This window comes from Robbsia sp. KACC 23696 (assembly GCF_039852015.1).
Taxonomy (GTDB): domain Bacteria; phylum Pseudomonadota; class Gammaproteobacteria; order Burkholderiales; family Burkholderiaceae; genus Robbsia.
The window spans coordinates 1,316,139-1,329,360 of sequence record NZ_CP156627.1 but is presented as its reverse complement, the minus strand read 5'-3'; the positions used below and the strand labels follow the sequence as shown (position 1 = coordinate 1,329,360).

The 13,222-nt window shown below is 63.2% G+C and carries 11 protein-coding genes; 5 read left to right on the top strand and 6 right to left on the bottom strand.

All coding sequences use genetic code 11. From position 1 onward, the window contains the following. Positions 1-42: 42 nt before the first annotated feature. Together ABEG21_RS20425 and ABEG21_RS20420 are read left to right on the top strand one after the other, a co-directional pair. Positions 43-1,224 (top strand): porin, encoded by a 1,182-nt coding sequence (locus ABEG21_RS20425; RefSeq protein WP_347557251.1) that lies wholly within the window; start codon positions 43-45, stop codon positions 1,222-1,224. 414 nt (positions 1,225-1,638) lie between these two features. Then, positions 1,639-5,334, top strand: coding sequence for an EAL domain-containing protein (locus ABEG21_RS20420; RefSeq protein ID WP_347557250.1), 3,696 nt, complete (start codon positions 1,639-1,641; stop codon positions 5,332-5,334). Between the two features lie 33 nt (positions 5,335-5,367). On the opposite strand, the gene ABEG21_RS20415 is transcribed toward ABEG21_RS20420, so the two are convergent. Then, complete coding sequence (locus ABEG21_RS20415; RefSeq protein ID WP_347557249.1) at positions 5,368-5,598, bottom strand: hypothetical protein; 231 nt, start codon at positions 5,596-5,598, stop codon at positions 5,368-5,370. 100 nt (positions 5,599-5,698) lie between these two features. Next, positions 5,699-6,865: a mandelate racemase/muconate lactonizing enzyme family protein gene (locus ABEG21_RS20410; RefSeq protein WP_347557248.1), complete on the bottom strand. Its 1,167-nt coding sequence runs from the start codon at positions 6,863-6,865 to the stop codon at positions 5,699-5,701. A 138-nt stretch (positions 6,866-7,003) separates the two neighbouring features. On the opposite strand from ABEG21_RS20410, the gene ABEG21_RS20405 reads away from it, so the two are divergent. Then, positions 7,004-7,969 carry a LysR family transcriptional regulator gene (locus ABEG21_RS20405; RefSeq protein WP_347557247.1) on the top strand — a complete coding sequence of 322 codons (966 nt, stop codon included), beginning with the start codon at positions 7,004-7,006 and terminating at the stop codon, positions 7,967-7,969. A 65-nt stretch (positions 7,970-8,034) separates the two neighbouring features. On the opposite strand, the gene phnN is transcribed toward ABEG21_RS20405, so the two are convergent. The 4 genes from phnN to phnF all read right to left on the bottom strand — a co-directional run bounded on the left by phnN (position 8,035) and on the right by phnF (position 11,606). Continuing rightward, complete coding sequence (gene phnN / locus ABEG21_RS20400) at positions 8,035-8,610, bottom strand: phosphonate metabolism protein/1,5-bisphosphokinase (PRPP-forming) PhnN (RefSeq protein ID WP_347557246.1); 576 nt, start codon at positions 8,608-8,610, stop codon at positions 8,035-8,037. Further along, positions 8,607-9,458, bottom strand: a complete 852-nt coding sequence (locus ABEG21_RS20395) for a DUF1045 domain-containing protein (RefSeq protein ID WP_347557245.1) — start codon at positions 9,456-9,458, stop codon at positions 8,607-8,609. The genes phnN and ABEG21_RS20395 overlap by 4 nt, the downstream gene beginning before the upstream one ends. 62 nt (positions 9,459-9,520) lie before the next feature. Then, complete coding sequence (locus ABEG21_RS20390) at positions 9,521-10,669, bottom strand: alpha-D-ribose 1-methylphosphonate 5-triphosphate diphosphatase (RefSeq protein ID WP_347558098.1); 1,149 nt, start codon at positions 10,667-10,669, stop codon at positions 9,521-9,523. Positions 10,670-10,880: 211 nt separating this feature from the next. After that, a complete protein-coding gene (phnF, locus tag ABEG21_RS20385; protein WP_347557244.1) occupies positions 10,881-11,606 on the bottom strand; it encodes a phosphonate metabolism transcriptional regulator PhnF in 726 nt (241 codons plus the stop codon). 270 nt (positions 11,607-11,876) lie between these two features. Here phnF and phnG point away from each other — a divergent pair, with 270 nt between their 5' ends. Then, positions 11,877-12,470 carry a phosphonate C-P lyase system protein PhnG gene (gene phnG / locus ABEG21_RS20380; RefSeq protein WP_347557243.1) on the top strand — a complete coding sequence of 198 codons (594 nt, stop codon included), beginning with the start codon at positions 11,877-11,879 and terminating at the stop codon, positions 12,468-12,470. After that, positions 12,460-13,221, top strand: coding sequence for a phosphonate C-P lyase system protein PhnH (gene phnH, locus ABEG21_RS20375; RefSeq protein WP_347557242.1), 762 nt, complete (start codon positions 12,460-12,462; stop codon positions 13,219-13,221). Before phnG ends, phnH begins: the two co-directional genes overlap by 11 nt. Position 13,222 lies beyond the last annotated feature (1 nt).

The following is a 13,222-nucleotide window of genomic DNA, read 5'->3' as shown; positions in this document are numbered from 1 at the left end:
TTTTATCCAAGAACGCTTTTGGCGACTGTTTCCGGAGAACCGATGTTTCCTGCACCTTTCCGTCAATTGACGCCCCTTCTGGCGGCCGTCGGCCTGACCGCCCTCTGCGCCCCGACGCCAAGCCGGGCAGCCACGATGACGCTGTATGGGATTCTCGATAACGGGATGAACTATGTCGGCAACGAAGGCGGCCATGCCGACACGAAATTGGTCAGCGGTACGATGAGCAGCAATCGCTGGGGGGTGAAGGGAGAAGACACGCTGAGCGGTGGCTGGCGCACCGTGTTCACGCTGGAGAATGGCTTCGACCTTAATAGCGGGAAAATCCAGCAAAATAGCCGACTATTTGGACGACAGGCGTGGCTGGGTCTGTCGAAATCCGATGTCGGCACCGTAACGCTCGGACGGCAATGGGACGTGTTCGGCGATCTTTTATGGGACGGAAACGCGTCGAATACGTTCGGCAGTTGGATGGCGACCCATCCAGCAGATATCGATAATCTCGATTCCACCTACAAGAGCAATCAGTCGATCAAGTTCATCAGCGCACCGCTGCACGGATGGCGCGCCGGGGCCAGTTATGCGTTCGGCAACACCCCCGACGCGCTGTCGAGAGACCAGATCATCTCGATGGCATTGCGATACGACAGGCCGTCGTGGACCCTCGCCGCAGGGTGGATCTCGTTCAACCGGCCCAATCTCTCGGCATGGGACGGCACCGCGCAGAGCGTGGGGGTGCTGACGGTCGCGCCGACGATCGCAGGGGGATATGCCTCGGCACGGCAGCAAACCGTCGCCGCGATCATGGGCATCTATCGTCACGACCATTGGACGTTCGCGGGCTCCTTCAGTCATACCCGATTCTCGGGCTTGGGCTCCGACGCCGGGCCGAATCCGGCGGGCTTCCGCGACGACGTGCTTTTTTACAATATCGAAGGGAATGCCCGGTATCAAATGACGCGGGCGCTGTCGATCGGGGGCTTTTATCACTTCACGTGGGGGCGCCCTCACGACGGCCAAGCGGGCGTCCGGTACCATCAAGTGGGCGCCAGCGTCGACTACGCCTTATCGAAACAACTCGATGTTTATGCGCTGGCGCAATACCAACGCGCGGCGGGGATCGACTCCAGCGGCGCGACCGCTCGCGCCAATATCGACGGCCTTGCGTTATCCAGTAGCGCCCAGCAAAGCGTGGCGCGCATCGGCATGCGCTACCGCTTTTGACGCGCGACCGCGCCCTACCCCGCCCCTCTCAAAAAATCAAACAAACGTACTAAAGTTTTCGATGCCGCTGCCGTTAACCGTCTCGATAACCCCAAATAGTCATGTCACTTCCTGGCGCGACTTTATCGGCAAGCCGTACTCCGGAGCAAACGCGTCGTCATAGTGACGTACTCTGCCCGTCGGTCGCCTGGGTCGTTCCAAGCTTCGACAACGAGCACAGACTCGCCCGAAACCCATGAAAAGCGATTGCTTCCGTCTGTCGACGGATGTACGTGCACCGACAATGGCCGCCAGGGCCGGCCTGCCTGCGTTCAACGCGGCAGCCCGCCCGGTGCGCCGCGTCACGCCCGTGGCGATCGCTAGTCATCGTCAAGCGCCCGTCCGCCACAACGCGGCCGCGGCGTCGGCGCATCCATGAGGCCCGACAACACGCCGTCCCCGGATCGTGTCGCGGAACGCCTTTTGGCCTCCGCCGCACGCTGGCGTCTGACCGACACACACGTCCTGCTGCCGATCTTCTGCCTGATCTTGCTCGCCGTCGGCTGGTTGTCGGTATATCGGCTCCTGCGCGTCGAGGAAATTGCCGCCAACCGCGCCGCGATGCAAAACGCACGCGAATTAGCCGATACGTACGAGGCGCAGTTACAGCGCAACCTGGTCTATATCGATCAGACGCTGCGCATGCTTGCCTTCAATTTCAAGCAATCTCCGCAGACGCGGCTGCGCGAATACGAGGTGCGAGGGATGCTGCCCCCACCGCCCGTCTTCGTCCTGGCAGTCACCGACGCGCAGGGCATCGTGCGCGACTGTAACGGCGGACACAGCCTGGACGGCAGCAGCGTTGCGGATCGAGCATTTTTTCGAGATGCAGCGGCCAGCGCCGACCAGCATCGGCCTGCCGCCGAACCGGACACATTGGTCGGCGCTCCCGCCGCCCGACATCGGCATCGCCTGACGCAGGCACGCCCGGCCAAGCACCTCTACGCGCATGAGCACGAGCACGCACACGGGAAAGAAAAAGCCCACGCACGCGCGCGCAAACGCGAGATTCCACGAGAGCAAAAACACGCCCCCACCGTCGCCGACAGGCGCGCACGCGCCCACAGGCCGCTCCATGCGCAGGCGGCATCGCCACGTCCCCATCGGCATCCTTTGCGACGTGACGGGCTGCATGCCAAGAAAGTAGCGACTACCGCCGGATTCATAAACGTCGCCGATCACGATGTGCCCGCCGAACCCGAGGCCGTCGAATACGACGATGCGGATGGCGCCACACTGATGAGCGAAAGCATCCACGATCCGCTTGCACCAAAGGGCCTAGTCACGTTCAGTCGGGCGTTGTACGATGCGGCCGGTCGATTCGTCGGCGTGGTGCTCCTCACGGTGGATGGGCGCTATTTCACGAGCGGATATGACCGGAACCGCATGGGCGATGCCGGCATGCTATTGCTCGCTGGTACCGATGCGAAGGTTCGAGCCGCGCAGATCGGCGATCGGACTGCGTGGAACGACACATTGATCGACGCCGATGCCACGCCCTTGGTCGCCCATCCGTCCTATGCGGTGACGCGGGTTCGCTGGGGCGACGGCACGGTGCGCCTGACCAGCGCGCGCGCCTTGCACGATTTCCCGCTGACGGCCGTCGTCGGCCTCTCGTTCGACGAGGAGATGGCGAACTACCGCGCCAGCCGCCGGACCTATCTGCTATCGGCATGGGTCGCGACAGGCGTCCTGCTGCTGTTGACCGCGTTGCTGAGCCGCATGAGCTGGCAACTCGTGCGCAGCCGCCATAATGCACGACAAATCCAGCGGACCTACTTCGCCGCATCGGAAGCAAGCCTCGACGGCTTTGTCGTGCTGCGCACGCTGCATCGCTGGCACAAAGGGGGCGTCTCCTTTATCGTCACCGCCGCGAGCCGACGTGCCACCCAACTACTGGGCGAGTCGCAGATCGCGCTGGTCGGCCGGCGTATCGATGACGCATCGGCAAATCTCTTCGGTCCCGACGGCTTTCCCGCGCTGATCTCCGTCGCCACGACGAGCAAGACCGAGGCGAGCGAATGGCTGCACGAGCGCCCCGACGGCACGCGAATTTGGCTGCATCGGCAAGTGGTCCGCGTCGAAGACGGTCTGGTGTCGATCATTCGCGATATCAGCCCGCAAAAGTTGACCGACGTGCGGCGCGTCGAGCAGAACCGTCTGCTCGAAATGATCGCGACAGGCACGCCGCTCGACCGTATTCTCGCGCATCTGCTCGAAACGCTGGATGCACAGATTGCCCATGCGCGATGCGCCATCCTGCTTTGCGCGCCGGACGGCACGGCATTGCGCATCGGCGCGGTCGGCGACATGCCGAGCGTCTATCGCGAGTTGGCCGACGGCGCACCGATCGGCCCCGATGCGGGCCCCGGTGGTCGCGCGATTCACTATCGTCGGCCGGTGCATCTATCGCGCACGACCGATCCGGAATTCGGCGTCATGCTGGCGCGCTGCGGCCTGCATGGCTTCGCCGACTGCTGGGCCTTTCCGGTGCTGGCACATAGCGATATGCCAGGCAATCAGGCACTGACCGACGTGGAGCGCACCGGCTATGACGTCGAGCTAGCCCACGCCGGCATGGCCCGCCCCTTGGCGGCGCTCCTCGTCTTCGTGCGCGATCCACGTTCGGCATCGGAAGCGGAATTGGAGGCAATCGCCGCGGCGACGCGACTGACAGCCATCGCGGTCGAGCGCTTCGAAGTGGAGAAGCGGATTCGCCATATGGCAAAGCACGATGCCTTGACCGGCCTGCCGAACCGCATCCTGCTGTCCGAACGTCTCGGAGAGGTGTTGGCGCGCGCACGCACGCAAGGCGGCCAGGTCGCCGTCGTCTTTATCGATTTGGATAATTTCAAGCTGATCAACGACAGCCTGGGTCACCACGCCGGTGACATTCTGTTGAAAACGGTAGCGCACCGAATGATGGCGGCGATCGAGCCTGCCGACATGGTTGTGCGTCTCGGCGGCGACGAATTCGTGCTGGTGCTCTGCGCGCCGGAGCACCACGCCGATGGTCTTGCCAGCACCATCGCCTATATCCGGACCGTCATCGCCGAGCCCGTCTGCCTGCTCGACGAAGACTATCGGATCAGCGCCAGCATCGGCTCGGCACGCTTCCCCGAAGACGGCGACGATACGCAGACGCTGCTGATGAATGCCGATGCGGCGATGTATCGGGCGAAGGAAAGCGGACGAAATACCTGGCGCGCCTATACATCGGAGATGAACGCGCGGGCGCGCGAGAAACTGCGCTTGAAAGAAGCGCTGCGACATGCGCTGGATGGGGGCGAGTTTCAGCTCGTCTTCCAACCGCAGGTCGATCTCGCCGCCTCGCGTATTTTCGGGATGGAAGCGTTGCTGCGCTGGCATCATCCCCGACACGGGGTGATCATGCCCTCCACGTTTATTTCCTTTGCCGAAGAGAACGGACTGATCGTGCCGATTGGTGCCTGGGTCCTGGAAGCGGCCTGTCGCCAAAACAAAGCGTGGCAGGATGCCGGCTACGATCCGGTCATCATGTCCGTCAACGTGTCTGCGCGGCAATTCGCCGACGACAGCCTGGTCGATGCCGTAGCCGACGCGCTGCGTCGCAGCGGGCTGGATGCTGCCTATCTGGAACTCGAAATCACCGAGAGCGTCATCATGCTGGACGTGCCGCGCGCGGTCGCGCGGATGCGCATTCTCGAAAAAATGGGCGTGCGCCTGTCGATCGATGATTTTGGTACCGGGTATTCGAGCCTCAGCGCACTGAAGTCCTTCCCGATTGCGCGTCTAAAGCTGGATCAGTCCTTCGTGCGCGGCGTTACCGAAAACAAGAACGATCAGACGATCGCCCGCGCCGTGGTAGCGCTATGCCGGCAGTTGAATCTGGAAGTGATTGCGGAAGGCGTGGAAACGCGTGCGCAACTGACATTTTTGATAGACAACGGCTGCTCGGCGATCCAGGGTTTCTGGTTCAGCAAGCCGCTGAGTGCGACGGAGGCCGGCGCGATGTTGTCGCGGCCATTTCGTCTTCCGACGTATGCAAACGATGCACCCAGTCACGGTGCCAAGATCGCCCCCTCGCAATAAACGCAGAAGGGGCGAGACGCCGTCGAAACGCGCTTACTGGCCGTGCGGGGCGTTGGCGGCGGCCTGATTGGCTTCCTTCTGCTTCTTCGATGCGTGGTGATGGCCGATAGCGCATCCGGCAGCGGCACCGAGGACGGCGTGCTTACCCGCGACGTGGCCCGCCACACCGCCTACCGCGGCGCCTTTCATACAGCCTGCAGCCGAAGCGGTGCCGGACAACGCGATGCCGCATGCGGCGATAATGATGGCGATCGAGGACTTCATGAACAACTCCTTAAATATGACCATCATACCGGTCCTGTGCCGGATGCGCTGAGGTCCAGCGTGCCAGAGAAAAAAGTCAATCACGCTGGCATCGTGGTCCTCAGGCAGACAGCTTACGCATCTCCGCGATCAGATCGGCCTTGCCTTCGAAGCCGATGCCGGGCAAGTCCGGCATCATGATATAGCCGTTATCGACCTTCACCCCGTCGGGGAAACCACCGAAGGGCTGGAACAAATCAGGATAGGATTCGTTGCCCCCCAGGCCTAATCCCGCCGCGATATTCAACGACATCTGATGGCCGCCATGCGGGATGCATCGCTTCGGCGACCAGCCGTGCTCGCGCAGCATCTCCAGCGTACGCAAGTACTCGACCAAGCCATAGCTCAAGGCGCAATCGAACTGCAACCAGTCACGATCGGCGCGCATGCCACCATAGCGAATCAAATTTCGCGCATCTTGCATCGAGAATAAATTCTCTCCAGTCGCCATCGGCTTTGCGTAATAGTTTCGCAGCGTCGCCTGCAGCTCGAAGTCGAGCGGATCGCCGGCTTCCTCATACCAAAACAAATCATATTGAGACAACGCCTTCGCGTAGCGAATCGCCGTGTCCCGATCAAAACGACCATTGGCGTCCACCGCGAGCTTGTGGCCATCGCCCAAGACACTCAAGATCGAATCGATGCGCCGCAAGTCCTCATCGAGCGAGCCGCCACCGATCTTCTTTTTCACCACCGTATAGCCGCGATCGAGATAGCTGCGCATCTCGTCCTTGAGCTTGCCGTGATCCTGACCCGGATAGTAATAACCGCCGGCAGCGTATACGAAAACCTTACGGTCCGGCTCACCGTCACCGTAACGGTCGGCGAGGAGCTGGAACAGCGGCTTGCCTTCGATTTTTGCGACAGCGTCCCAGACCGCCATATCGATCGTCCCGATCGCGACGGACCGCTCGCCATGGCCGCCGGGCTTTTCGTTGGTGAACATCGTCGCCCAGATCTTATGCGGATCGAGGTTATCGCCGGCATCGTTGACCAGCGTCGCCGGATCGGCCTCGAGCACACGGGGAATGAAGCGCTCGCGCATCAAGGTCCCTTGTCCGTAGCGCCCATTCGAGTTGAATCCATAACCGACGACCGGCTTGCCATCGCGTATCACATCGGTCATTACCGCGACGAGACTCAGCGTCATCTTGCTGAAATCGATGTAGGCGTTGCGAATCGGCGAACTGATCGGCAGCGTGATTTCGCGAATTTCCAGAATTTTCATTGTGAGATGTCCTTGTTTCGAGCGGGTCAGGCGCGGTCGTGGCCAGTCGACCCGCCGACGGTCGACGGGATAGACGCTAGGATAGTCCCGTCTGGACGGACTATAATTCGCTAACATTCACTTCATTGTTTACCCAAAGTGAAAACTGAAGCGACATCCGATTTCGCGTTTTTTATTGAATTGGCCAAGCGGAAAAGTCTGTCCGGGGCGGCCCGTGCACTGGGTTTGACCCCGCCGGCGGCGAGCAAGCGGCTCGGTCTACTTGAGCAAAGGCTTGGCGCACGACTGGTCAACCGCACCACGCGCAGTGTCAGCTTGACGCCGGAAGGCGAAACGTACGCCGTGTATGCCGCGCGGATACTGGATCAAGTGCGCGAGATGGAAGATTTGATCGCAGGAACCCCGTCGGATCCGCAGGGCCTGCTCCGTATCAATGCCACACTGGGTTTCGGCCGCACGACGATCGCACCGCTCGTCTCGGAATTCTCAAAACGCTACCCGCATATCGACATCGAATTCGTCGTGACGGACCGTCCCGTCGATCTTGTCGAAGGCGCATTCGATATGGGTATTCGCTTCGGCGAGCTGCCCGACAGCCGTCTGCGTGCACGGCGTTTGATGAGCAATCGGCGCTTCCTTTGCGCATCGCCGAAATACCTCGAACGTTTCGGCACGCCGCTGAGTAAGGAAGATTTGCACCAACATCGCTGCATCGTTCATTCGCAAAACGACGATGCGCACGGCGTCTGGAAATTCCTGCGTGACGCGCAGTGGGAAGCGCTGAAGGTCAAGGGCGCGATGACGAGCAACGACGGGGATATCGTGCTGCGCTGGGCCCTCGACGGGCATGGCATCTTGATACGCTCGGAATGGGATCTCGCAAAATACATTCAGAGCGGCCGATTGAAGTGCGTACTGCCAGACGTCACACTGCCCGCGGCCGACTTGTTCGTATATTATCCGGGGCAACGCACGCAGTCGCCCCGCGCCCGTGTCTTTATCGATTTTCTCGTCGAGCGCTTTCAAGTGCCCTTCATCCCGATCGATATCGACGCGCTTCAAACGCAGCACGACAAGAAGCGGCCGGCGCGAAAAAAGCGCTGATCCGACGCCCGCGCGCGGTCGGCGTGCCCCGACATACCGGCACGCGCCGCGCGCCCCGTGGTCGTTCAGGGGAGACCGCGGATCAAGCCCTGAATCGCCTCGCCCGCATCCTCCAGCGCGCCGTCGTTGCGCAGCCTCACCACGCGGCAACCGTCGGGCACCGCGAACTGCTGTGCACCGCGTGCCAACCGCGCCGCGATGGCAGCGCCGCTCTCTCGACCGCGCTGCCGCAACCGTGCCGCGAGCACTTCCGGATCGACGGTCAATTCGATCGCATAGAGGTCCGGGTATCGCGCGCACGCCTGCGGCAGATAATCCCGCGAGCCGTTGACGATCACGGTCAGGCCGGCGGCGCGCCATGCATCCAGTTCGATCCCCACGCCGTAGTACACGTCATGGCTGCGCCAATGCATCGCGAAAAAACCCAGCTGCATGCGGCGCTCGAACTCCGCATCGGATAGCGTCACGCCCGCTTCGTTCGCATCGCTCTCGCGCGTCAGGTATCGATGCGCAGCAACGATGCGATCGCTTTCTTGCCATTGCGCGCCCAACCAGCGCAATACACTGTCCTTGCCGCTGCCCGACGCACCCATCAAATACACCAGCGCACCGCGCCTGACAGCGCTGCCTTCCTGACTCATTCCGCAATCTCCTTGTCGGCACGATGTCCTGCATCGACCGCTTTTTCGCCGAGCGCCGCGGCCCCGGCGGCATCCCGTACACGACCGTCGAAACCGTAATGGCGCGCGACGACGAAAGGGCGATCCGGCGCGGCCTGGATGAATAAGGAGATGTCGCGCACCGGCATGCCGTGCGCCACGCCCGATATCACATCGCGCCTGTCCGACGCACCGTCTTTCGTCGCGACCCAGCGCGCCAAGGCCGCCAGAACACGGCGCGCGGCCGCCTCCTCGCCTGAGGCCAGACGATTCGTCAGCGTGATATGAAAGCGAAAAGTGTCGAACACATAAGGATAGCCCCAGCGTTCGAGATGCGCCGCTTCGCGTGCATCATAGACTTTCGCCTCGCCGCCAGCTTTTTCGAGACGTCGCGCCCGGTCTTGCGCCGTCGGCGGCGCCCGGAAGAGGTCTAGCTCGCGCACGCACCGGTCCGCAAGGGCTTGCAGCGCACCGCGCTCGATCGCCGGTTCGGCGGCTTGCCACGCCAGAAAGCCGCGCAAGGCGCGCAGCTGCAAGGCGAGCGTGAACGGCGGCGTCGAGGCGGCCAACGCACGCAGCGCCGCATCCAGCGCAACGACAGACTGCCCGACGGCCAGCCGAAACGGTGCCTTCAATGTCGCGTGCAATCCATAGCGGCGCGGCTCGCGCGTCCAGTCGTCGAGCAGCGCCGCCGACATCGGCGCATCGGGCGCGGCGGGGACATCGGTCGCGTCATCTGCACCGGGCAATGCGCGCGGCTCGCGCGACAGCACGTCGAGCCAATCCCGTGGCAACGCGCTATCTTGCTCGGCATCCCGGCCGAGCCACATAGTGCCGACCTCCTTCCATGGTCCCGAAGGCGTCAGATAGATCGCGTAGCGCATATCGGGCTTCACGGCAGGGACCGATCGGCGAACACGATGCGGCCCGCCACCACCGTCGCGACGACGCGCGGCAGCCCAGGCAGGCTATCGTTGACCAGGATCGCATCGGCACGCAGCCCGGTGGCCAAGACGCCTCGATCCGAGAGATTGGCCGCCAGCGCGGGATTGGCCGACACCAGCGGCCAGGCATCGGCGAGGCTGCGCGCGCCTTGCGCGACCATCATGAACACCGCGTGTAGCGGCGCCGGATAGTAATAATCGGAGGCCAGCACCGTGCAATAGCCGGCCTGCACCATGTCCAATGCGCTCGGCGCATTGACGTGGCTACCGCCGCGCACCACGTTCGGCGCACCGAAGATCACCGCATTGCCCAGAGACCGCGCCAATGCCGCCGTGGACACCTGCAGCGGGAATTCCGCCACCCGGCAGCCCATCGCGTCGTAGTCGCGGCGCACGGTATCGTCGGGATCGTCATGCGACGCCACTTGCAGCCCCGCGGACAGTGCGCAATCGACCAGACGCGCCATCGCCGCCGGCACCTCGGCCGCACGCGCATGGGCATCGCGAATGCGCTGCGAGAAGGTGTCGATATCGCATTGCGCGCGGTCGGCATATTGCAGCAATTTACGATCGTTACCCAGGCGCTGATACATCGAAGGCAGATGGTCGTTCAGCGCCACGAAACCGATACGGCCTTCGCGGATCCACGCGCAGGCACGATCGACATCGTTCAGATTGTGCGTCTCGAAACGCAGATGCACCTGGTGCTGCGCACCGAGCACAGCGGCATGCCGTTGCAAGGCGTCGAACATGCGCTCGGCATACGGCGCGCCGCGCAGCCCGCCTTCCCACGAAACGGTGACACCATGAAAGGCGGTCGTGATGCCGTTGACGAGCAACTGGCGATCCACGTCCCACAAAGCGTGGCCATAGTCGAAATGCACGTTCGGGCGCGGCATCACCGCCCGCTCGAACGCGTCGCCGTGAATATCGACGATACCCGGCAGCACAAGCAGATCGCCGGCGTCCAGCAGGCCTGCATCCGCGCGATCGGCGGCGGCGTACGATATCTCGCCGATATGCGCATCGTCGAATCGGAGCCGCGCGGCGCCGAGCCCCTGCTGCGTCAGAACCCGTCGGCCGACGATCCCTTGCATTGCGAGAGGCGCGTGGCGCGATGTCGCCGATGCCGTGCCGGGGAAGTCTCCCGAATCGGACATCGCAGTCGTGGAGGCGCGCGTGGGCGTCGGCAATACAGTGGCATCGGTCATATCGAGCTCCGGTGAGATCCGTGTTTTTGAGAAATCGGTGATCGTTTTCCGATACCGTTGCTCTACAGTCTGCCCCCCGACTATGACATTCGGATGTCTAGACGTCCTCGTTGCTCACCATCAGCTCGACGCCGTCTCCGGCGAAGCGCGCGATCGTGTACTGCAATGGCGCCCCGGCCGTATCGGCGTTCAATGCTTCCACTTGCAAGATCGGGCGAACCTTCGGTTGCTCGAGCAGCCGCGCGATATCGGCCTCGGGCAAGCGCGCGGTGATCCGCGACCAGACGCGAATGTAATCGGCAATACCATGCCGCGCGAACGCCGTCGATACCGATGCGGTCTCTTCCAATAGCGTGGCAAAATCCGGAAAACGACGCGCATCGAAATAGTTGTCGGAGACGCTGACAGGATTTTTTTCCGCATGCCGGCGCATCCGGACGAACAATACCTTCGCCTGACGCGACAGCCCCAAGTGACGCGCTATCGTGGCGTCCGTGATCACCGCGCTATCGATCACGGCGGTCTGCCCGTGCATCCCCTGCTGCCGCAGCGTCTCGGTAAAACGCGTTCGCTTGCCGATGGCGTAGCGCAGCGCGCTCGATTCAACGAACGTGCCCCGGCCGCGTTCTATCCGTATCAAGCCATGCTGCGCCAATTCGCCGATCGCCCGTCGCACCGTATGGCGGTTCACCGCATAGTGCGTCGCCAATGCCATTTCCGTCGGCAGCTGCGACCCGGGCGGATAGCGCCGCGCGCGAATGTCTTCCGCCAGCGACTCGCCGATCTGCCGCCAGACCGCTACGCCTGTATCACGCTCAACCATATTGCCTTTCCAGCGATGCCGCCCAGGGCGGCGATTCAAGTTCCGCGTTGCCGCATCGACGCCGTGCGACGTCATGCCACCGCCTGCCCCAGCCCCGACGCGCGGGGCCCGCGGCGCAATCGATCCCGAATTTTACGCGAAACGGTCAAATCAAATCGCGGCAAAAGCGCGGCGCTGTCACGATAAGGTCACATCAATCCGTTTGAATGGCTCCATTCGCAGCACGCAACCGATCCCGCACTGCCGCCCACGTTGTCTAGACATCTACATATGAACGACGAATCTTCTGGTTTCTCATTCACTGCCGGGGCGACTGCCGACGCTGGCGTCGGGCGGCAGACTGCAGCACCGCCCCGTGCGGCCTGGATGCGCGATCTAGCGCTGGCCGACACCCGAGCGCTCGACCTGGCGATGACGTTGCTGAAGCAACACGGCGCCCTGCCCGCGTTTCGCACGATTCGTGCGCCGGAAACCGGCATGGCGATGGTGCGTGGCCGATCCGGCGGCAGTGGCGCCCCGTTTAATCTGGGCGAAATGACGATAACGCGGTGCGCGCTGGCCCTCGAGGGCGGCGAGTTGGGTCTGGCCTATGTTCAGGGACGCGACCGCCGCCACGCCGAGCAGGCGGCCTACGCCGATGCCTTGCTGCAGACGGACGCATGGCACACGCCCACCACGCAAACCGTGCTCGCGCCTTTACGTCGAGCGCGCGCGGAACAAGCGGCCGCCCGCGCAGCGGACAACGCCGCCTCCCGCGTCGATTTCTTCACGCTGGCGCGCGGCGATGCCGACGACGATCTCGACGACGATGACGAGCGGCAACCGACCAGCGATACCCCGGAGCACGATAACCATGACGATTGAATCGCCCATGACGGCGCATTCCGGATCCGACGCCGATGCATTGCACGATGCATCCGCACGTGCGTCGCACGGCGTGCTCGATCCGGTCGGGCCGACATCTCGAAAAGAACCGGCAGACGCGTGGATGCTGCGCGGTTTCCTCGACCCGGTCAGCGGTTCGCAGGCGGCATTCCGTTGCGCCCTGAACGCGCTGGCCCGTCCCGGCCGCCTCCATACGATGCCCGACGCCGCACGCTGCGAGGCGCCCGCCGGCCTCTCTCCGGCGATGGCAGCACTGCTGTTGACGCTCGCGGACGCCGATACGTCGGTCTGGCTGGCGCCGGTGTTCGGCGAACCGGCGCGCCGTTTTCTGAGATTTCACAATGGCTGCCCGCTGACCGAACATCCCGAAAAGGCGGCCTTCGCGGTGTTGTCGGCGACGGACCGGACAGCGGTTGCGACCTGGCCATCGTTATCGGCGTTTGCCCAGGGCGAATTGGCCAATCCGCACGGATCCACCACGCTGCTGATCGACGTGCCCTTCCTCGCCGACCACGCAGAGGCCGTCGTGGAGCGCGACGCGGAGGAGACCGCGACGCTGCGCGGACCGGGCATCGCCAACGCGCAGACGCTGCGCGTTGCGGGTCTGCCCGACGACTTCTGGCGGGAATGGCGCGCGAACCATACGCGCTTCCCGCTGGGCGTCGATGCATTTCTGATCAATGGTGCGTCGTTCTGCGGCCTGCCGCGTACGACGCAACGGGAGTCCTGAT

Excerpts from the sequence above, each read along its gene's own strand:
- ABEG21_RS20425 (WP_347557251.1), top strand. The coding sequence starts at position 43 with ATGTTTCCTGCACCTTTCCGTCAATTGACGCCCCTTCTGGCGGCCGTC.
- ABEG21_RS20420 (WP_347557250.1), top strand. The coding sequence starts at position 1,639 with ATGAGGCCCGACAACACGCCGTCCCCGGATCGTGTCGCGGAACGCCTT.
- ABEG21_RS20415 (WP_347557249.1), bottom strand. The coding sequence starts at position 5,598 with ATGAAGTCCTCGATCGCCATCATTATCGCCGCATGCGGCATCGCGTTG.
- ABEG21_RS20410 (WP_347557248.1), bottom strand. The coding sequence starts at position 6,865 with ATGAAAATTCTGGAAATTCGCGAAATCACGCTGCCGATCAGTTCGCCG.
- phnN (WP_347557246.1), bottom strand. The coding sequence starts at position 8,610 with ATGAGTCAGGAAGGCAGCGCTGTCAGGCGCGGTGCGCTGGTGTATTTG.
- ABEG21_RS20395 (WP_347557245.1), bottom strand. The coding sequence starts at position 9,458 with ATGTGGCTCGGCCGGGATGCCGAGCAAGATAGCGCGTTGCCACGGGAT.
- ABEG21_RS20390 (WP_347558098.1), bottom strand. The coding sequence starts at position 10,669 with ATGCAAGGGATCGTCGGCCGACGGGTTCTGACGCAGCAGGGGCTCGGC.
- phnF (WP_347557244.1), bottom strand. The coding sequence starts at position 11,606 with ATGGTTGAGCGTGATACAGGCGTAGCGGTCTGGCGGCAGATCGGCGAG.
- phnG (WP_347557243.1), top strand. The coding sequence starts at position 11,877 with ATGAACGACGAATCTTCTGGTTTCTCATTCACTGCCGGGGCGACTGCC.
- phnH (WP_347557242.1), top strand. The coding sequence starts at position 12,460 with ATGACGATTGAATCGCCCATGACGGCGCATTCCGGATCCGACGCCGAT.